Source organism: Flagellimonas onchidii (assembly GCF_004804315.1).
Taxonomy (GTDB): domain Bacteria; phylum Bacteroidota; class Bacteroidia; order Flavobacteriales; family Flavobacteriaceae; genus Flagellimonas; species Flagellimonas onchidii.
The window spans coordinates 25,576-43,844 of the sequence record NZ_SRXX01000016.1 but is presented as its reverse complement, the minus strand read 5'-3'; the positions used below and the strand labels follow the sequence as shown (position 1 = coordinate 43,844).

Sequence of the window (18,269 nt, the reverse complement as noted above, 5' to 3'; positions counted from 1 at the left end):
TGATGCGTGTGTTGATTATGGTCGGTTTGGTTGCTTGTCTTCAAACAGAGGCGCAAATTCAACACCCTAAAGCCAGCCCGTTTTCAAAAGTCGAGCAAGAAATAGGGTTGTCGAAGATTACCGTTCATTATTCAAGACCTGGGGTAAAGGGAAGACATATTTTTGGTGCTCGACCCGATGGCGAACCTGGATTGGTGCCTTATGGCCGAATCTGGAGGGTGGGCGCCAATGAAAGCACTAAAATTACAGTCGATTCCGATGCAAAGGTGATGGGTAATAGATTACCAAAGGGAACCTATGCTTTGTATGCCTTTCCTGAATCCGATGTCTGGCAAATCGCATTTCATACCAATATTACCCATTGGGGTGATGGTCGTAAAAATTACAATCCAGGAGAAGACCTGTTTCGAATTAAGGCCAAGCCTCACAGAGTATCTTATCATCAGGAGAACCTTTTAATTTCATTTGACTCCATAACCCACAATTCAGCTCAAATGAAATTGATATGGGCCAATACTATGGTTGTTATCCCCTTTGAAGTGGATACCCATTCATTGATGAAAAAAGAAATTCTTAAACAGATTGAAGAAAACCCAACAGCCCAAACCTATTATGAATCAGCTCGCTATTTGCAAGAACAAGGGATTGAGTATGAACGCGCTTTGGTCTATTTGGAAAAAGCCTTGCAGCTGGGAGGTGATACCTACTATTTCCATAGAGTAAAATCTTTGGTTGAGGCTCAACTTGGAGATTATAAGTCTGCAATAAACTCAGCTGAAAAATCCTTAAAAATTGCAGATTCTCTCGGAAAAGACGAGTTCGTGCGGATGAATCGGAAAAATATTAAAGCTTGGAAAGAACTTTTGAGGTGATTCATAGAAAAGGTTGAGGTCCAATAGATCAAACTGTCATGCTAGTTGAACTAAAAACACATTGTTGACTCTTTGGTGGAATCTTGTATGTCGATTTGGCTTTGTTGCTTTGTTTCTAAGTTTTATTGCCAATAGGTCTATAGGATCAAAGGTTTCTGTATACAATTATGCACTAAAATCGACCAGTTACGTGGCTTATTGTATTTTTGCACTCCATTTATAGGAAATATGCGGACAAAATCGCTCAAGAAAAACAAAATCAACGTAGTTACCTTAGGTTGTAGCAAGAATGTATACGACTCAGAGGTACTTATGGGGCAATTGAAGGCCAACAACAAAGAGGTGGCTCACGAAGAAGAAGGAAATGTGGTTGTTATCAATACCTGTGGATTTATAGCTAATGCCAAGGAGGAGAGTGTTAACGCCATTTTGGAGTACGTTCAGAAGAAAGAAGCCGGGGATGTAGATAAGGTTTTTGTTACTGGGTGTTTGAGTGAAAGATATAAACCAGATTTACAAAAGGAAATCCCTAATGTGGATGAGTATTTTGGAACGAGCGATTTACCTAACCTGCTTAAAGCGCTAGGTGCGGATTACAAACACGAATTGCTTGGCGAACGCTTGACCACCACTCCCAAGAATTATGCATACTTAAAAATTGCAGAAGGCTGTGATCGGCCATGTTCGTTCTGTGCTATTCCGATAATGAGAGGAAAGCATAAGAGCACACCAATTGAAGATTTGGTTAAGGAATCTGAAAAATTGGCAGCCAAAGGGGTGAAAGAGCTGATTCTAATAGCCCAAGACCTTACTTATTATGGGTTGGATATATACAAAAAGCGAAATCTTGCTGAATTACTTAAAGCATTGGTGAAGGTAGAAGGTATCGAATGGATTCGTTTGCACTATGCATTTCCCACAGGTTTTCCGATGGATGTACTCGATGTGATGAAAAAGGAGCCAAAGATCTGTAATTATATTGATATTCCGTTGCAACACATTGCCGACCCTATTCTAAAAAGTATGCGCAGAGGTACTACCAAGGCGAAGACAACAAAGTTGTTGGAAGATTTTAGAAAGGCGGTTCCAGAAATGGCCATACGCACTACCTTGATTGTTGGATACCCAGGAGAAACAGAAGAGGATTTTCAGACTTTAAAAGAATGGGTGAAGGAAATGCGTTTTGAACGATTGGGGTGCTTTACCTACAGTCATGAGGAAAATACACATGCCTATTTATTGGAAGATGATGTGCCGGAAGAGTTAAAACAGGAACGGGCCAATGAAATTATGGAAATACAATCACAAGTTTCATGGGAACTTAACCAAGAAAAAATAGGAAGGACCTTCAAGTGTATTGTTGACCGTAAGGAAGGTAATCACTTTGTGGCCCGAACTGAATTTGACTCACCTGATGTAGATAATGAAGTACTGATTGACGCAGCTAAACACTACGTAAAAATGGGTGATTTTGTAGACGTAACGATTACAGATGCATCTGACTTTGATTTATACGGCCAACCTCGGATATAACAAAACCTCATGAATTTGCTGAGCTGGTTGAATCTTTGGTCTATTTTTAAGTTTGGATTATAAGTATTATTTTTTCCTATCAGTTACTTTTAATTTAAGGGCCATGCTAAGATGCAGAAAACTTCTTCCTGTAGTGTTTTTATCGTTAATTGTTATGGGGTGCGCTAAAAATCAGAAAAATATATATAAAAAGGATGCATTTGTCGAAATACTGGACAACGAGGCATTAGAGATTATTGATGCGGATAGCAAAGTGGAAATCCTTGGAGAGGGATATGCCTGGACAGAAGGACCTTTATGGGTGGAAAGGAGAAACTTTCTTTTGTTTTCTGACATACCAAATAACAAAGTCCATAAAATTGATTCTCAAGGAAACAATTCCGTATTTCTGACGCCTTCGGGCTATACCGGGAACAAACCAAGAGGAGGTGAAATGGGTTCTAATGCACTGTTATTGGACAAAGATGGCCATTTGGTGCTCATGCAGCATGGTGACAGAAGAGTTGCAAAAATGAATGCCGAATTCAACAATCCTAAACCAGATTTTAAAATATTGGTTGATGAATATGAGAGTAAAAAGTTCAATAGCCCCAACGATGGAGTTTTCGATACTTTAGGGAACCTCTATTTTACCGACCCTCCCTATGGTTTGGAAAAACGAGAAAAGGATACGACCAAGGAAATTATGTTCCAGGGAATATATTTTGTGGGCAAGGAAGGTAAGGCAATTTTATTGGATAGTACAGTGACCAAGCCCAATGGGATTGGATTATCTCCTGATGAAAAAAAACTATATGTGGCTGTTTCCGACCCTAAACATGCAGTGTGGTATCAGTATGATATTTTAGCACCTGGAAAAATCACCAACAAGCAGATTTTTTATGATGCGACCCATTTGGTAGGAAAAAAGGGAGAACAGGGCCTACCGGATGGAATGAAAGTAAAAAGCAATGGTTACATATTTGCCACTGGACCAGGAGGGGTATGGATTTTTAATCAAGTAGTAAAACCCATTGCAAAAATTCGCACCGGCGAAGCTACTTCAAATTGTGCCTTCACTTCCAATGAAAAACGGTTATTTATTACGGCGGATGATTTCGTGCTGGCTGTGGATTTAAAATAATCCGTTGTTGTTTCCAAACTACATATTCACGAACTCGTATCCTGATAGAGGGATATTTCGGAGGTCAAATTCGGTTTCATTCAACAATATGCCATGCTCCAGGTAAGCTTTCAGATTGGCCAACCAAAAGGTCCATCCATTGCTGCACCCATGATGAATGTTAAGTTTACTTTGATCATCTGTTGGGATATCGAACTGCTTTAAAACCACAAGAACAGCCTTATCATGTTCTTCCAGAGCAACAGACACTTTGCTGTCCGCAAAGGAAATTTCTAAATAATCCATACCATTGGCCTTGAGTACATTGCCGTTTTCAATTCCATCCCAATTATGCCATTTCCATGTATAAGTATCACCAGCTTGGATGTTTTCTTCGCTTGACCTTTTTGTTCCAGACCCTGAAAGATAATCCGCATGGCTTAAAAACCAAGAGGTAATTCCTTCCGAAGTACCCCAGCACCAATACAATTTTTCTCTTGGCGCTTTTATATAGATTTTTTTCGTAAAACAGTCAAAAGTTAGTTTTTCCATCACTTACGATTTAATTCATATTTGTACAATTCTCTTCCCAATTGAGCCAAAAAAGGTATCCCAATCTCATCATACTCATATACGTTATCATTAAAGATACCATCTTTATTGACCAAAATGGTTGCAGTTACCATAAAATCCACATCGTTTTTTTCGTCATGAATGTAGGCGCAATCGGTTAAGGTCCCATACGCGTAACCTACTTTATTATAGATTTTGATGTATTCTGGCATGGGTTCGGATGAATCTCCGAACATCAAAAACTTAACGTAGCTATCATAATAAACCTCTTTGTCATAACCAAGTTCCTTTGGTAAAGTGAACATGGCATCAAGAAGAAATTCATGTTGGGAATTGCTTAAATTAAATCGTTGTTCAGACGAAAAAGCCGTGGGGAAAACTATGCGTTTTAACAGTCCGTGTTGGGCTTCAATTGGGTAGTAATTCTTAAATGAAAAATCAAAGGGCCCTTCCTCAAGCATTTCATCCGCATAATAACCCTTGCCCTTCTTGATTTTGTTTATTGCCAAAGGTTTTGGATAGCTGCTTACAAGGGGCGTACTGGATACCGTAGTAGAATCATTAATATAAATAATTAAAGGTTTGGTGGTAAGATCATCGGCATTGGCTGTTGACAAGCGATGGTTAATTTGCATTGGAGCAACACCTCGAACTTTTAAACGCTGATTAAGGGTATCCTGACCTAAAAACTCCAATAAGCGGTTGTTTGCGGCATTATCTGAGACTGCAAATATTTCAGAAACGGCTTTTGCAAAAGTAGTTTCAACCGAATCACCTTCAATATAAAATCGGGTGTCTCTAGAGAGCGAATCTATTTCATTCAGTTTTTCCAAAGCCGCCACAGCAACTGGAAATTTAACCGTACTTGCAGGGTAGAAGTAATTATTCTTATCTACCTGAAAATCAAAATCAGTGAACTGGATACTGTCATTTTTTCGATTTATTTGTGTATAGCGGATTTGAACTTCATATTGATCTAGACTATCCATAACCCTTTTGATTAATGGACTATTTGACGCTAAAGCCTTTTCAAGGGGATTTATGGACTTCTCTTTTTGACATCCAAGAAAAAGTACTCCAAAAACCGCTAATAAAATAAGAATGCGTTTAGACTGCAATGCCATTTTACTGTTATAAATCCCCCAAATAAATTTCACCTCTGTGCGGTTTTAGAATTTCTCGGGCTTCTTTCATTTCAAACTCGGCAACCACCATATAAGCAATACTGTGGGTATTGGTAAAATGGTGCACCCCTGTGATATCAAATTTCAACTCTTCAATTACTATGAACTCTTCCAAATGCTTTCTATAGTGTTCTGCAGTTTTTGCAGCTCCTGGCCCCCGAAAATCCCAAATCATTTTTATTTTTCTATCCAAGATATTTGCCATTATATTATAGGTTTAATACTGAGGTGCCATTTTCAGCAAATGCTTTAAAATCTTCTAAATACTTTTGAGATTGTTTTTTAAAGGCTCCTGGCATCATAAAAGCCATGATTTTCATTCCTAACCCTGAAAACTGAAATTCACTTTCGGAAATCCATCTTGTCTTTCCGTTTTCTTCTTTAAAGTAGTTTTTCTGGACATTATGCACGCCTTTTGTATCGTATGTAGTGTACATCTCTTCAGGAAGATTTTTCTTTATGATGGTTTCTATCATGTCAAACTCACGTTTGCCCATTTTGTAGGTTAAACTCATCCGGGCTCCCTCCGCATCAGGGTTTTGGGACAACAACTCATATTTTACCAAGCCACGTTGCCAGTGTTTCATATTTTCTACGTTATCCAATTTTTTTAGAAATTCTTCTCGAGGAAGGTCAATCACTATTTCTGAGGTGTACTTCATTTTGGATGGTTTTTTACTAATGTAATAATTTATGAGATAGAACTGGCCTGCTAAAAATCTGTTAATGGAAAAGTAACCTGCTTGCAAGCCATGATGTAATTGTTATTTTTGCGGAATGCTTGTGCTCCAAAAAAATACGAAAACCTTACTCTGGGTTGCAGCATTGGTTCTTTTAAGCTCTTGTGGTTCTATTTTTAGAGAGAAACAAGAAAAGGAACCTTTGGCAAGGGTAGGGGACACTTATCTTTATAAAGAGGACATGACTACGTTTATTCGGGACGATATGTCTCCTCAAGACAGTGCCCTTTTTGTGAATAATTATATTAACAATTGGGCGTCTAAACAATTATTGCTTTCCAAATCCAAGATTAACCTTCCTGAAGAAAAGCTGACAGAGTTCAATCGCTTGGTAGAGGATTATCGGGCCGATTTGTATACTCGAGCCTACGTTGAGGCCTTGGTACTTCAAGCCCAAGATACTGCGGTTACAACAGCACAACTTAGGTCATATTACGAAAAGGAAAAGGAAAATTTCAAGCTAAGTGAGAAATTGGTACAGCTTCGTTTTGTAACACTTCCTCCACAATTTTTGGATAAAGATCAAGTAATCGCGAAAATGAAAGAATGGAAAGAGGGGGATAAACAATATTTGGATTCAATTGCGGTTCAGTTTAAGAAAATCCATTTCAATGATTCCATTTGGGTTAGTGCCGCTAGGGTTATGGAAGAAATACCCGCGCTCACTAACGTAAACGAAGCCAACTACTTAAAAAAATCACAATTTTTTGAATTGGAAGATTCCTTAGGGGTATATTTGGGAAGGGTGAACGAAGTTTTGAAAATCAATGATATCGCACCCTTTGAATATGTTTCTCCTGATATTAAACAGCTTATTCTTAATCGAAGAAGATTAGATTATGTAAGAAAGTTGGAGACTGAAATTATCAATGAAGCTACAAAGAAGAATGAATTTGAGGTATATGGACAAAATGAGTAAAAAACTTATAGCTGCGTTGCTATTTGTAATGGTAGGGTTTGTAAATGCCCAGGAAAGCGATGAAGCTCGGGCAGGTAAAAACGACTCTACCAAAGTAACCAAAAAAGTAAAGTTGGATGGTATTGCTGCTGTGATCGGGGATTATGTAATTCTTGAATCGGATATCGAAAAAACGTTTATTGATTTAAAAAGCCAGGGAGCCTCCACGGCAGATTTTACAAGGTGTGGAGTCTTGGGGAAACTAATGGAGGACCGCTTGTATGCGCATCAAGCTGTGCAGGATAGTTTGTTGGTTTCGGATGATGAGGTAAACGCTCAAAGCGATCGCCAGATACAGCAACTTACGGCTCAAGTCGGATCCTTGGAAAAGGTTTTGAAATTCTACAAAAAACCAGATATAGAGAGTTTTAGAACGGAACTGTTCGAGATCAACAAACTTCGAATGCTTTCAGAAAAGATGCAAAGCAAAATTGTAGAGGAAATTGAGGTTACACCTGAAGAAGTACGTCAGTTCTTTAACAGAATACCGGAAAATGAAAGACCGGTTTTCGGAGCTGAACTTGAAATTGCCCAGATAGTAAAACAACCGTCAGCCCCGGAAGAAGAAAAACAAAAAGTAATAGATAGGTTAAACCAGATAAAACAAGACGTAGAGGATAATGATGCCAGTTTTAATGTAAAGGCAATCCTATACTCTCAAGACCCTGGGTCAAAATCAAATGGAGGGTTTTATAGTATGACCCGGGAAACTCCATTTGTAAAAGAATTCAAAGATGTTGCCTTCAGCCTTCAAGAAGGTGAAATATCGGAACCCTTTGAAACTGATTTTGGGTATCATATAATCTATGTTGAAAAAATTAGAGGACAGGAGCTGGACTTAAGACATATTCTTCTTATTCCGGAAATACCTAAAAGTGCTATTGAAACTGCGGTTGAAGAACTGGACAGCATTCGACAACATATCATCGATGGCAAATACACTTTTTCCGAAGCTGCATTGAACTTTTCTGATGAGAAGGAAACTAAAAATGATGGTGGAATACTACGTAATCCAATAAATTATGGTTCCCGTTTTGAACTCACAAATATGGACCCAACACTTTACAATCAGGTAAGGGACTTGAAAGATGGAGAAATTTCAAAACCAATTCGGGAAAACGACGAAAGGGGAGGACCTCCTAAGTTCAAAATTATGAAGATATCCAATCGCTATGATGAGCATAAGGCTGATTTTGCTCAGGACTATGTTAAGATTCAAGAATTGGCGCTAAGAGAAAAACAGATTAAAGCCATCAAGAAATGGATGGACGAGCACATTCAGGACACATATATTCATGTAAACACAGATAACAGAGGGTGCGATTTTGCAAATAACTGGGTAAAGGACTAAGTGCATGTCAGATGTTGTTGCGGTTGAGAACCTGGTAAAAAAACACCAAGCCCTAAAAAATGAAATTGCCAAGGTCATTGTCGGCCAAGAAGAGGTAATAGAACAGATTTTACTTTCCATATATACTGGAGGGCATTCTTTGCTAATAGGAGTGCCAGGGCTTGCAAAAACCTTAATGGTGAATACCATTGCGCAAACCTTGGGATTGGATTTTAAAAGAATCCAGTTTACCCCCGATTTAATGCCAAGTGACATTCTTGGTAGTGAGGTACTGGATCAGAATAGGAACTTTAAGTTCATCAAAGGGCCCGTTTTTGGAAACATCATCTTAGCAGATGAAATCAATAGAACTCCACCAAAAACACAAGCGGCTCTTTTAGAGGCTATGCAAGAAAAGGCAGTGACCATTGCCGGTCAGCAATATAAGCTGAATATGCCTTACTTTGTTTTGGCTACCCAAAACCCTATAGAACAAGAGGGAACTTACCCGTTACCCGAAGCGCAGTTGGATCGTTTCATGTTTGCAATTGAGTTGAAATATCCATCGATTTCGGAAGAGATTGAGGTAGTAAAGTCAACTACAACGGATGAAACGGTGCAATTGGAGACATTGTTTAGTGCGGATGAAATAGTAGCGGTTCAACATTTGGTTAGAAGGATTCCGGTGCCCGATAATGTGATAGATTACACTGTTAGATTAGTGAATAAAACACGCCCAGGCTTAAACGGATCTTCTGATTTTATAAATAACTATGTTGATTGGGGTGCAGGGCCCCGTGCTTCTCAAAACCTGATTTTGGGTGCTAAGGCCCATGCAGCTATACATGGAAAATTTTCTCCGGACATTGAGGATGTAAAAGCTGTGGCCATGGGGATTCTCAGACATCGGATTTTAAAAAACTACAAAGCCGAAGCTGAGGGGATTTCAGAAGAAAAAATTATTTTAGAATTGTTATAAATTCAAAATCCACTCGACTTATTTGCCATATTCGAATACCTAAGTCCTTGGTATTTTAGTAAATTAGCTGAATTGTAAAATTTTAAATCCTGTTGCAGAATGGCATTTGACATAGACATGATAAAAGGGGTCTATGCGTCTATGGGAGAACGCATTGAAAAAGCTCGAGAACTAGTTGGGAGACCTTTAACCCTTTCAGAAAAAATATTGTACTCGCACCTTTGGGAAGGAACCCCTACCAAACAATTTGTACGAGGTAAGGATTATGTTGATTTTGCACCTGATAGGGTGGCATGCCAAGATGCAACTGCGCAAATGGCTTTATTGCAGTTTATGCACGCAGGAAAACCAAAAGTAGCTGTTCCTACTACTGTTCACTGCGATCACTTGATTCAAGCAAAAGTCGGAGCTAGTGCAGATTTAAAAAGGGCCAATGAAACCAGTAATGAAGTTTTCGATTTCTTAGAATCTGTGTCCAATAAATATGGTATAGGTTTTTGGAAGCCTGGAGCTGGAATTATCCACCAAGTTGTACTTGAGAATTATGCGTTTCCAGGAGGTATGATGATTGGAACCGATTCTCATACGGTAAACGCAGGGGGATTGGGAATGGTTGCTATTGGTGTAGGTGGTGCCGATGCTGTAGATGTAATGGCAGGTATGGCCTGGGAACTAAAGTTTCCCAAATTGATCGGGGTTAAGTTGACCGGAAAATTATCTGGTTGGACGGCTCCCAAGGATGTAATTCTCAAAGTGGCCGATATTCTTACTGTAAAAGGAGGTACCGGTGCAATAATAGAATACTTTGGTGAAGGTGCAACTTCCATGTCATGCACAGGGAAGGGCACCATTTGTAACATGGGGGCCGAGGTTGGGGCTACCACTTCGACATTTGGATATGATGAGTCCATGGACCGTTATCTCCGAGCTACAGATAGAGCGGATGTTGCCGATGCCGCCATGGAGGTAAAAGAGCATTTGACTGCTGATACCGAGGTATATGCTAATCCTGAACAATACTTTGATCAAGTTATCGAGATTGATTTGAATGAATTGGAACCTCACTTAAACGGACCTTTTACTCCAGATTTATCTACTCCAATCTCAAAAATGAACGAAGCGGCCAGGGCTAATGATTGGCCGTTGAATGTTGAGGTAGGACTAATAGGTTCTTGTACAAACTCTTCCTATGAAGATATTTCGAGAGCTGCGTCTTTGGCAAAGCAAGTTTCGGACAAAAATCTTAAAACGAAATCCAAATTTACGATTACCCCAGGTTCGGAACAGGTGCGATATACAATTGAAAGAGACGGGTTCATTGACACTTTTAATACCATTGGAGCAACAGTGTTTGCAAATGCTTGCGGACCTTGTATCGGAATGTGGGATCGTTATGGAGATAAAGCGGCAGACGGCCCTAGAAATACAATTGTTCATTCCTTTAATAGAAATTTCGCGAAACGAGCAGATGGTAACCCGAATACTTTGGCATTTGTAGGTTCACCTGAACTGGTTACGGCCATTGCCATAGCAGGAAGGCTTGATTTTAATCCGGTGACGGACAAATTAATTAATGAAGATGGGGAAGAAGTGATGTTAGATGAACCAAGGGGATACGAGTTACCTCCGGAAGGATTCGCTGTTGAAGACGCCGGATTCATAGCCCCAATGAAAGATGGTAGTGGTGTACAAGTTGTTGTTTCTCCAACTTCAGAGAGGCTCCAGTTGTTAGAGCCATTTGTTCCTATCTCTGCAGAAAGCCTTCAAGGTGTTAAATTGTTGATTAAAGCTTTTGGTAAGTGCACTACTGATCATATTTCCATGGCTGGCCCATGGTTGAGATATCGTGGACATTTGGATAATATAGCGAACAATACTTTGATTGGTGCTGTGAACGCCTTTAACAAGCAAACAAATTTTGTCAAGAATCAATTGACGGGAGAATATGGTGCCGTTCCTGATGCGCAACGTGCTTATAAAAAAGAAGGGATAAAAACCATAGTGGTAGGTGATCACAATTATGGAGAAGGTTCTTCAAGGGAGCATGCAGCAATGCAACCCCGTCATCTGGGCGTTGCCGCTGTATTGGTCAAATCTTTTGCGAGAATTCACGAAACCAATCTCAAAAAACAGGGAATGTTGGCTTTGACCTTTGCCAATGAGAGTGATTATGACCTGATTCAGGAAGATGACACATTTAATTTTGTAGATATTACCGAATTTTCGCCTGGAAAGCCATTGACATTGGAAGTTGTGCATGCAGATGGAAGCAAGGATACGATTATTGCAAACCATTCGTACAATGAATCACAAATCCAATGGTTCAGGGGAGGCTCGGCCCTTAATGTGATTAAAAAAGAGAATGCATAAATTACCTTTCGGATAATTCAAAGAAACTCCTGATATTGCATCAGGAGTTTCTTAGTTTTAACCAAACCCCTAGCCTAATGAAAATTAATAAGAAGACCATTTTCAATATTGCCATTATTCTTTTTGTACTTTCCTTTTTTGTGACTCCTATGGGGCATTATGGCAAAGTTTTATTGAATCGGATTTTTGCTTCTTCGCCCCCTGTCATAGAGGAGTCAAAGCGCGAAAAAATTACAGATTACGATTGGAAGCTCAAAGATGCCGAATGGAATTTCTTCAATTTTGAAAAGTCAAAGGGTAATGTCATTTTTATTAACCTTTGGGCATCCTGGCGGTTGCCCAGTGAAGCAGAATTGGCAAGCATCCAGGAAATGTATGATAAGTATAAGGGCAAAATGGATTTCTATATTATCACCAATGAAAACCGACCTCCGGTGGAAGAGTTTATGGCCAAAACGGGATTTACTTTTCCAGTGACCTATTTGATTATTGGCGAAAAAATACCCATTAATCCGGATGAGGTGCCTGCCTCTTATCTAATTGATAAATCTGGTAATATTGTAATCTATAAAAGAAAGATTGCTGATTGGAGTACGACCAAGGTGTACGACTTGTTGGATAAATTGATTGCCGAATAGTATAATGAAATTTTCTAAGGAGCAGATAAGCAATGTCATTTGGATATTGGCCATAGTGCTAATTGTATTTACGCCTATAGGATTCCATGCCCGTGTTATGGTCGGAAAACTCTTCGCATTCTCTGCAGATATTATAGAAGGCAGTAAACAACAACATATGACCAGTTATGATTGGAGCTTGGTCGATTTGAACGGAAATCGGATAAACTTGGAGTCGAACAAAGGAGAGGTTGTGTTGATAAACCTTTGGGCAACCTGGTGTCCACCATGTGTGGCGGAAATGCCAAGCCTACAGAAATTGTATAATGACTATGGTGACCGGGTGAAGTTTCTATTTGTGACAGAAGAAAATACTGAAAAAGTATCCAAGTTTTTGAATAGGAAGAATTATCAGCTTCCAGTCTACTTTGAAGAATCGGAAATTCCTAAAGCATTATTTTCTCGAAGTATTCCAGCAACATACATAATTAGCAAATCGGGCAAGATAGTAGTAGATGAAAAGGGGGCTGCCAACTGGAATTCGGAAAAAATAAGAAACCTACTGGATGAACTTTTAGCAGAAGAAACTATTTTTTGAAGTACTTAAAAGGAACCACCAGCATTCCAAAACATTCCCCATCTTTTTTGCCCAAATGTTTATGATGGATTTTATGTGCCCTTCTTACACCGCGAGCGTACCAGTTATTGGCATTTCGGAACAGTTTAAAACGTTGATGTATAAAAATATCATGTACAAAAAAGTAGGCAATTCCATACGCCAAGATACCGAAACCTAGTGGCCACCCATACCAAAAACTGGTTTCTGCACCCAAATAGAAGCATGCCATGCTCACAGCGGCGTAGAAAATAAAGAAAGCATCATTTCGCTCAAACCAAGAGTCATGGTCCTTCTTGTGATGGTCCTTATGTAAGCTCCATAAAAAGCCGTGCATTACATATTTATGGGTGAACCAAGCCATAAATTCCATTACGGAAAAGGTGCCTAGAAATATTAGAATCCAAAGAAATATTTTCATTTAAATCAACTGTAGTTTACAATTCAAGTATGATTCTGCCAAAAGTCCGAATTTTTGATAATTGGGAACTCGGATTCTTGTGTTTTTTATTTCCAAAGGTGGTGTGCTCTGCAGTTTATGCAACAGTTTTTTGTAATACCTGTATGCGGTATATACACCAAATTTCGCTTCCTCCGGAAGCTTCACAATTCCGGAATACCCCAAGGCAAAGTCAGCTTTTATTTCATCTACGATTCGTTTTTTGGAAACCTCGTCCAACTCTTTCAGATTCGTGTTTGGAAAATAAGATCGTTCCAAATCTTCATAGTCGGCTTTCAAGTCACGCAGAAAATTTACCTTTTGAAATGCTGAGCCTAAAGCCATCGCTGATTCTCTTAGCTCATGATATTTCTCTTTATCACCACTGACAAAAACGCAGAGACACATAAGACCAACCACATCCGCAGACCCATATATGTATTCTTTGTATTCCTCATATGTGGTATATTTTTTTTTGGTGAGGTCCATCCGCATACTTTTCATAAACGCTTCAACAAGATGGTGAGGGATATCATATTTATGATATGTGTGTTGAAAAGAATTTAAGATAGGGTTTAAACTTATTTTGTTTTCCAAAGCGGCTTCAAGGGATGCTTCAAAGTTCTCGAACAACACCTTTTTATCATAATCGTGAAAGGTATCTACAATTTCGTCAGCAAATCGCACAAAGCCGTAGATATTATATATGTCCTTTCGAATGGAGGTTGACAACATTTTTGTGGCTAGGGCAAACGAAGTACTGTATCGTTGAGTCACAATTTTGCTGCAATCGTAGGAAACATGATCAAAAATAGATTTCATAATCCAAGTTTTTTGGTTATCAGATCAGATACTAGTTTTCCTGAGATCAATGACGGTGGAACACCTGGACCGGGAACTGTAAGCTGACCTGTGAAAAACAAATTATCAACTTTGCTACTTTTGAGGTTGGGTCGTAAAAAAGCTGTTTGACTCAAGGTATTGGCCATGCCATAGGCATTTCCCTTGTATGAATTATACTGTTCAACAAAATCCTTAACACAGAAGCTCTCTTTAAAGATAATGGATTTTTTGGCATCTTGTTTAGTGAGCCTGCCAAATCTATCCATCACAATATCAAAATATTGTTCTCTTAATTCAGGGGTATCCTGTAGACCGGGAGCTATTGGAACTAAGAAAAAACCAGTTTCACAGCCATCTGGAGCCATGGAGTCATCGGTCACAGATGGAAAATTAGCGTAGAATAGTGGTTCACTGGGCCATTGGGGGTTATCGTAGATTTCTTGGGCGTGCCGTTCAAAATCCGTATCGAAGAACAAATTATGGTGCTCCACATGCTGCAACTTTTTGTCAAAACCAATATAGAAAAGAAGTGATGATGGTGCATAGATCTTTTTATCCCAGTAAGCTTCCGAATATTGCCTATGTTTTTTTGGCAATAAACTTTCTGAATGATGATAATCGGCGCCGCTGACTACAATATCAGCTATGTGCTTCATTCCATTACCTTGAACTCCATTTACTTGACCACTATTAACTACGATTTCATCAACTGGACTATCCACATGAATTTTTACCCCAAGTTCTTCAGCCAAGCTTTTCATTGCTGTGATAATCTGGTACATTCCCCCTTTAGGGTGCCAAGTGCCCAAACCAAAGTCGGCAAAGTTCATAAAACTGTAGAAAGACGGAGTTTTGCTAGGTTTTGCACCCAAAAAAAGCACTGGGAATTCCAAAACAGAAATTAGCTTTGGATTTTTGAACCGTTTTCTCACCTCATAACTGATAGTTTTAAAAAACTGATCTACCTGAAATACAGTCTCTTTTGTGACCAACTCGAAAGGGGAGAGGCCAGGACGTAAAACAACCTTATTAATGGCAATGTCATAATTGTTCTGCGCTTTATTGATAAATTTTTTTAGGTGCGTGGAACTACCCGATTCTACCCGTTCGAACTCTTTGCAAATTTTTCCCATGCAATCACCTATGGTGATGATATCGTCTTTAAAGAAAATTTTGTAAGCAGGGTTCAATTTGTCAAGCTGATAGTAATCTGAAGTTTGCTTACCAAAATCGGCAAAAAACTTGTCAAATATATCAGGCATCCAATACCAACTCGGGCCCATATCGAAGGTAAATCCATCTTTTTTGAATTGTCTGGCCCTTCCACCAACCGTACTGTTTTTTTCAAACAGTTCAACTTCCAATCCGGCTCGTGCAAGATAGCATGCGGCCGAAAGTGATGAAAAACCGGAACCTATGACAATTGCTTTTTTCATTGGGACGAAAGGTGAATTTAAAGCGCATCTATAACCCGTTCAATAGAGTTGAACACTTTAATATTATCGGGGAGCTTTTCGGGGTCAACGTTTTGTATTTGATGTCCAAGAACGTATAAATTGGAATTTCCAGAAGTATTCAATGTTTCTGAGAACCTTTTAAAATATAAATTTAGATTCTCTTTTACTGGAGAAACTGTGAAATACGATAAGAAGGTAATATTATCGTAATATTGAAGCAAATCCTTAAGGCTTTCAACAGGCATGGTCTGACCAAGATAGATTGACTTATAGCCTCTTAATGCAATCTCGTAATTGATATAGAGCAATCCAATTTCGTGGATTTCGTTTTCCGGTAAGTACAAGACAAAGACACGATTCTTTTTCGTAGGTTCTGCCATTTGAAGCTTTTCTGTATTGATATAGAGTTTTTGCTTGATCAAATGGGTAATGAAATGTTCATGGGCCGGACTTATGGTGTCTGTCTGCCACAGAAGACCCAGCTCGTTCAAAAGCGGAATGAAAACATCCGAGAAAATTTCCCTAAAAGATTTTTCCGATAGCAGGCTACTATAGGTATTCAGAAAAAGAGTCTGATCAAAGTTGACCATGGCCAGCTTAAAAGCGTTTATGGCATGGCTCTCCTCACTGTTCTTTGATACTATTTCCCTGACCATAATCGGTATCTGGGCTTCGTCTATTTTGGCAATTTTCGAAATCTTATATCCATTATTATATAGCAGGGTCACATTCAACAACTTTTGAAGGCTCTGAATACTGTAGGTCCTAATGTTGGTGTCTGTTCGTTCGGGAGTGAACAGATTGTATCTTTTTTCCCAGATGCGTATGGTATGCGCCTTTATTCCTGAAAGGTTTTCCATATCGCGAATACTGAAAGAAGCTTTTACATTGTTCATTGTTTTTATATAAACGTTAAACAAATTTACAATTTAATTGGACGTAACCTAAAGAATTCTCTTAAAATTTGTAACCTATTTTAAAAACCTAACAGATATAAGGTGAAGCAATTGCATTCACAGATTGGTTAGAGATGTAAGGGAGCGTTGTTTAACACTTCTTGAATTTATGCATATCTTACCTTGATTGCGGTCTTCACTTTTTACATGTGAAATTTATTGGTTTTAAAAAAATACAAGACCATAGTTCGTATATTCAGATGTTTAAAAAGAATTATCTATTGGATCAGATTATCAAGTCAAACCTATATGAAAGAAAAACTTAAACCTATAAAAGCCATTCATGTTGCATTATGTGTTGGAATGGTGCTTGCGTATTTTGTAATCGGAAACTTGCATTCCCTTGATTTTCTTAAAATCCCAAAAATTGATTCATCTTCATTGATTTATCTTATGATTCCAATTTCTGCTATATTCTTGGGAAACTTTCTTTATAAACAACAATTGAAAAGTGTTGACGAGAGGTTAAAACTGGAGGAAAGGATAGGGCTTTATCAGACAGCTTCATTAATTCGCTGGGCAATTTTGGAGGGAGCTGCGTTCATAATTCTATTTTTAAAGGAGGAACTTGTCTTAATTGGGGTATTCCTGATAGTTTATATGATTTTTCTGAAACCTTCCGAAGAAGGCATAAAAAGAGATTTTGCTGCTGTTGGAAAATAATAGTACGAAGGGCTACAAAGTATTTTGCGAGCTGGAGAATTTTTGGCTTAAATAGATAGTATTTCTGCAATTGTTATTTTAAATAAAAAAGAAGGGGAAATTAGATATTATCTAATTTCCCCTTAATCCTTTAAGCTTTATTGTTTAAAACTTGAGTGCCCACGACTGGAGTCGAACCAGCACGTCCTTTCGAACACTACCCCCTCAAGGTAGCGTGTCTACCAATTCCACCACGTGGGCGTTAGGAATTTGCGGGCAAATATCGTTAAAATTTAACAGGCTACAATAGTCTTTTGCAAACTATTTAAGAAGGAAGAAAACTTAGGTCAAAAGATTTCCTTTGTCATCCCATTCTGCGATAATAGCCCTTTTACTTTGATCAACACATTTGGCAAGCCATTCCTCATCATAAGATATGTCGTGTTTGGCAAGTACTTCATCTGGTACACCATTCCACACATTTGGCATGTTACCTTTGTACCCTAATTCTTTAATACCCATTTTACTGGTATAGTATCCTGAAACTGTAAGGTTCCGCATAGTAGAGAAAAATTGAATCTCCAGTGGTTGTTCCTGCTCTGGAATTTCAGGGTCAGGAAAGGCAATGGTATCTAAAATAGCTTTCTGTTGTTCTTCGGTGGCCGATTTAAACTCAACATTGTAATCTAGATTACTTTTATGATCAAGCCACATCAATCCTCCTCGGAGTGGAATCTGTAATTCAGGAAGGTCTTTTACCATGAATTCGATGAAATCCGGAACTTCTGCATCGGTTGCGCTTCCATAATCGTCGGATGCCGGTAAAATCAAATCGCAAAGAACGGCTATGGTATTTTTTTCATGCTTATTGAAAAACACTTCTTCGAACAGTTCTTGGTCGCGTTTCTTTTCTTTTGGGGTTCTCCCGTAAATATATTTTTCAACTGGAGCGACCTCTTCGGCAACTGCTTCAGCTTTTGGTTTACACCCATGGACAGCCAGTCCACTAGCCACACCACCCAATAAAATTGATTTTAGACTCTTTCTTCTATCCATGG

General features: G+C 38.8%; 19 protein-coding genes and 1 tRNA gene. 10 read left to right on the top strand and 10 right to left on the bottom strand.

From position 1 onward, the window contains the following. Nucleotides 1–2: 2 nt before the first annotated feature. The 3 genes from E4661_RS15435 to E4661_RS15425 all read left to right on the top strand — a co-directional run bounded on the left by E4661_RS15435 (nt 3) and on the right by E4661_RS15425 (nt 3,528). Entirely contained in the window at nt 3–872 is an 870-nt protein-coding gene (locus E4661_RS15435) for a DUF2911 domain-containing protein (RefSeq protein ID WP_136468362.1), read from the top strand. A gap of 228 nt (nt 873–1,100) precedes the next feature. After that, entirely contained in the window at nt 1,101–2,405 is a 1,305-nt protein-coding gene (gene rimO / locus E4661_RS15430; RefSeq protein ID WP_136468361.1) for a 30S ribosomal protein S12 methylthiotransferase RimO, read from the top strand. 103 nt (nt 2,406–2,508) lie between these two features. After that, complete coding sequence (locus tag E4661_RS15425; protein ID WP_205728967.1) at nt 2,509–3,528, top strand: SMP-30/gluconolactonase/LRE family protein; 1,020 nt, start codon at nt 2,509–2,511, stop codon at nt 3,526–3,528. An 18-nt stretch (nt 3,529–3,546) separates the two neighbouring features. On the opposite strand, the gene E4661_RS15420 is transcribed toward E4661_RS15425, so the two are convergent. Genes E4661_RS15420 through E4661_RS15405 form a run of 4 tightly spaced genes read right to left on the bottom strand, consistent with a single transcriptional unit; the run spans nt 3,547 to nt 5,926 of the window. Then, nucleotides 3,547–4,059 carry an SRPBCC family protein gene (locus E4661_RS15420; protein WP_136468360.1) on the bottom strand — a complete coding sequence of 171 codons (513 nt, stop codon included), beginning with the start codon at nt 4,057–4,059 and terminating at the stop codon, nt 3,547–3,549. Then, nucleotides 4,059–5,237 carry a serine hydrolase gene (locus E4661_RS15415; RefSeq protein ID WP_240751497.1) on the bottom strand — a complete coding sequence of 393 codons (1,179 nt, stop codon included), beginning with the start codon at nt 5,235–5,237 and terminating at the stop codon, nt 4,059–4,061. Before E4661_RS15415 ends, E4661_RS15420 begins: the two co-directional genes overlap by 1 nt. After that, nucleotides 5,212–5,469, bottom strand: a complete 258-nt coding sequence (locus tag E4661_RS15410; RefSeq protein ID WP_136468359.1) for a hypothetical protein — start codon at nt 5,467–5,469, stop codon at nt 5,212–5,214. Before E4661_RS15410 ends, E4661_RS15415 begins: the two co-directional genes overlap by 26 nt. Nucleotides 5,470–5,473: 4 nt before the next feature. Next, complete coding sequence (locus E4661_RS15405; protein WP_136468358.1) at nt 5,474–5,926, bottom strand: SRPBCC family protein; 453 nt, start codon at nt 5,924–5,926, stop codon at nt 5,474–5,476. 115 nt (nt 5,927–6,041) lie between these two features. On the opposite strand from E4661_RS15405, the gene E4661_RS15400 reads away from it, so the two are divergent. The 6 genes from E4661_RS15400 (at nt 6,042) to E4661_RS15375 (ending at nt 12,856) form a co-directional block, all read left to right on the top strand. Continuing rightward, a complete protein-coding gene (locus E4661_RS15400; protein ID WP_136468357.1) occupies nt 6,042–6,923 on the top strand; it encodes a peptidyl-prolyl cis-trans isomerase in 882 nt (293 codons plus the stop codon). After that, entirely contained in the window at nt 6,916–8,313 is a 1,398-nt protein-coding gene (locus E4661_RS15395) for a peptidylprolyl isomerase (RefSeq protein ID WP_240751496.1), read from the top strand. The genes E4661_RS15400 and E4661_RS15395 overlap by 8 nt, the downstream gene beginning before the upstream one ends. A gap of 4 nt (nt 8,314–8,317) precedes the next feature. Then, nucleotides 8,318–9,271 carry an AAA family ATPase gene (locus E4661_RS15390; protein ID WP_136468355.1) on the top strand — a complete coding sequence of 318 codons (954 nt, stop codon included), beginning with the start codon at nt 8,318–8,320 and terminating at the stop codon, nt 9,269–9,271. A gap of 99 nt (nt 9,272–9,370) precedes the next feature. Further along, entirely contained in the window at nt 9,371–11,641 is a 2,271-nt protein-coding gene (locus E4661_RS15385; protein ID WP_136468354.1) for an aconitate hydratase, read from the top strand. A 77-nt stretch (nt 11,642–11,718) separates the two neighbouring features. Next, on the top strand, nt 11,719–12,279 hold the full coding sequence (locus E4661_RS15380) for a TlpA family protein disulfide reductase (RefSeq protein ID WP_136468353.1): 561 nt from the start codon (nt 11,719–11,721) through the stop codon (nt 12,277–12,279). Nucleotides 12,280–12,283: 4 nt separating this feature from the next. Continuing rightward, complete coding sequence (locus tag E4661_RS15375) at nt 12,284–12,856, top strand: TlpA family protein disulfide reductase (RefSeq protein WP_136468352.1); 573 nt, start codon at nt 12,284–12,286, stop codon at nt 12,854–12,856. Here E4661_RS15375 and E4661_RS15370 read toward each other — a convergent pair. The 4 genes from E4661_RS15370 to E4661_RS15355 are packed head-to-tail and all read right to left on the bottom strand — an operon-like array spanning nt 12,846 to nt 16,509. Continuing rightward, nucleotides 12,846–13,295 (bottom strand): sterol desaturase family protein, encoded by a 450-nt coding sequence (locus E4661_RS15370; RefSeq protein WP_136468351.1) that lies wholly within the window; start codon nt 13,293–13,295, stop codon nt 12,846–12,848. The two genes, E4661_RS15375 and E4661_RS15370, sit on opposite strands and share 11 nt — an antisense overlap. Further along, nucleotides 13,296–14,135: a phytoene/squalene synthase family protein gene (locus E4661_RS15365; RefSeq protein WP_136468350.1), complete on the bottom strand. Its 840-nt coding sequence runs from the start codon at nt 14,133–14,135 to the stop codon at nt 13,296–13,298. After that, complete coding sequence (locus E4661_RS15360; RefSeq protein ID WP_136468349.1) at nt 14,132–15,592, bottom strand: phytoene desaturase family protein; 1,461 nt, start codon at nt 15,590–15,592, stop codon at nt 14,132–14,134. The genes E4661_RS15365 and E4661_RS15360 overlap by 4 nt, the downstream gene beginning before the upstream one ends. Nucleotides 15,593–15,609: 17 nt before the next feature. After that, the gene (locus E4661_RS15355; protein WP_136468348.1) at nt 15,610–16,509 is read right to left on the bottom strand and encodes a MerR family transcriptional regulator; all 900 of its coding nucleotides are present in this window, start codon (nt 16,507–16,509) and stop codon (nt 15,610–15,612) included. A 309-nt stretch (nt 16,510–16,818) separates the two neighbouring features. On the opposite strand from E4661_RS15355, the gene E4661_RS15350 reads away from it, so the two are divergent. Further along, entirely contained in the window at nt 16,819–17,232 is a 414-nt protein-coding gene (locus tag E4661_RS15350; RefSeq protein ID WP_136468347.1) for an MFS transporter, read from the top strand. Nucleotides 17,233–17,388: 156 nt separating this feature from the next. On the opposite strand, the gene E4661_RS15345 is transcribed toward E4661_RS15350, so the two are convergent. Continuing rightward, a tRNA-Leu gene (locus tag E4661_RS15345) sits at nt 17,389–17,472 on the bottom strand. 81 nt (nt 17,473–17,553) lie between these two features. After that, nucleotides 17,554–18,267 carry a gluconate 2-dehydrogenase subunit 3 family protein gene (locus E4661_RS15340; protein WP_136468346.1) on the bottom strand — a complete coding sequence of 238 codons (714 nt, stop codon included), beginning with the start codon at nt 18,265–18,267 and terminating at the stop codon, nt 17,554–17,556. Between the last annotated feature and the right edge of the window lie 2 nt (nt 18,268–18,269).

Coding starts and splice junctions, on each gene's coding strand:
- E4661_RS15395 (WP_240751496.1), top strand. CDS start 6,916: ATGAGTAAAAAACTTATAGCTGCGTTGCTATTTGTAATGGTAGGGTTT.
- E4661_RS15375 (WP_136468352.1), top strand. CDS start 12,284: ATGAAATTTTCTAAGGAGCAGATAAGCAATGTCATTTGGATATTGGCC.
- E4661_RS15425 (WP_205728967.1), top strand. CDS start 2,509: ATGCTAAGATGCAGAAAACTTCTTCCTGTAGTGTTTTTATCGTTAATT.
- E4661_RS15410 (WP_136468359.1), bottom strand. CDS start 5,469: ATGGCAAATATCTTGGATAGAAAAATAAAAATGATTTGGGATTTTCGG.
- E4661_RS15390 (WP_136468355.1), top strand. CDS start 8,318: ATGTCAGATGTTGTTGCGGTTGAGAACCTGGTAAAAAAACACCAAGCC.
- E4661_RS15355 (WP_136468348.1), bottom strand. CDS start 16,509: ATGAACAATGTAAAAGCTTCTTTCAGTATTCGCGATATGGAAAACCTT.
- E4661_RS15360 (WP_136468349.1), bottom strand. CDS start 15,592: ATGAAAAAAGCAATTGTCATAGGTTCCGGTTTTTCATCACTTTCGGCC.
- E4661_RS15380 (WP_136468353.1), top strand. CDS start 11,719: ATGAAAATTAATAAGAAGACCATTTTCAATATTGCCATTATTCTTTTT.
- E4661_RS15405 (WP_136468358.1), bottom strand. CDS start 5,926: ATGAAGTACACCTCAGAAATAGTGATTGACCTTCCTCGAGAAGAATTT.
- E4661_RS15435 (WP_136468362.1), top strand. CDS start 3: ATGCGTGTGTTGATTATGGTCGGTTTGGTTGCTTGTCTTCAAACAGAG.
- E4661_RS15370 (WP_136468351.1), bottom strand. CDS start 13,295: ATGAAAATATTTCTTTGGATTCTAATATTTCTAGGCACCTTTTCCGTA.
- rimO (WP_136468361.1), top strand. CDS start 1,101: ATGCGGACAAAATCGCTCAAGAAAAACAAAATCAACGTAGTTACCTTA.
- E4661_RS15420 (WP_136468360.1), bottom strand. CDS start 4,059: ATGGAAAAACTAACTTTTGACTGTTTTACGAAAAAAATCTATATAAAA.
- E4661_RS15340 (WP_136468346.1), bottom strand. CDS start 18,267: ATGGATAGAAGAAAGAGTCTAAAATCAATTTTATTGGGTGGTGTGGCT.
- E4661_RS15385 (WP_136468354.1), top strand. CDS start 9,371: ATGGCATTTGACATAGACATGATAAAAGGGGTCTATGCGTCTATGGGA.
- E4661_RS15365 (WP_136468350.1), bottom strand. CDS start 14,135: ATGAAATCTATTTTTGATCATGTTTCCTACGATTGCAGCAAAATTGTG.
- E4661_RS15400 (WP_136468357.1), top strand. CDS start 6,042: ATGCTTGTGCTCCAAAAAAATACGAAAACCTTACTCTGGGTTGCAGCA.
- E4661_RS15350 (WP_136468347.1), top strand. CDS start 16,819: ATGAAAGAAAAACTTAAACCTATAAAAGCCATTCATGTTGCATTATGT.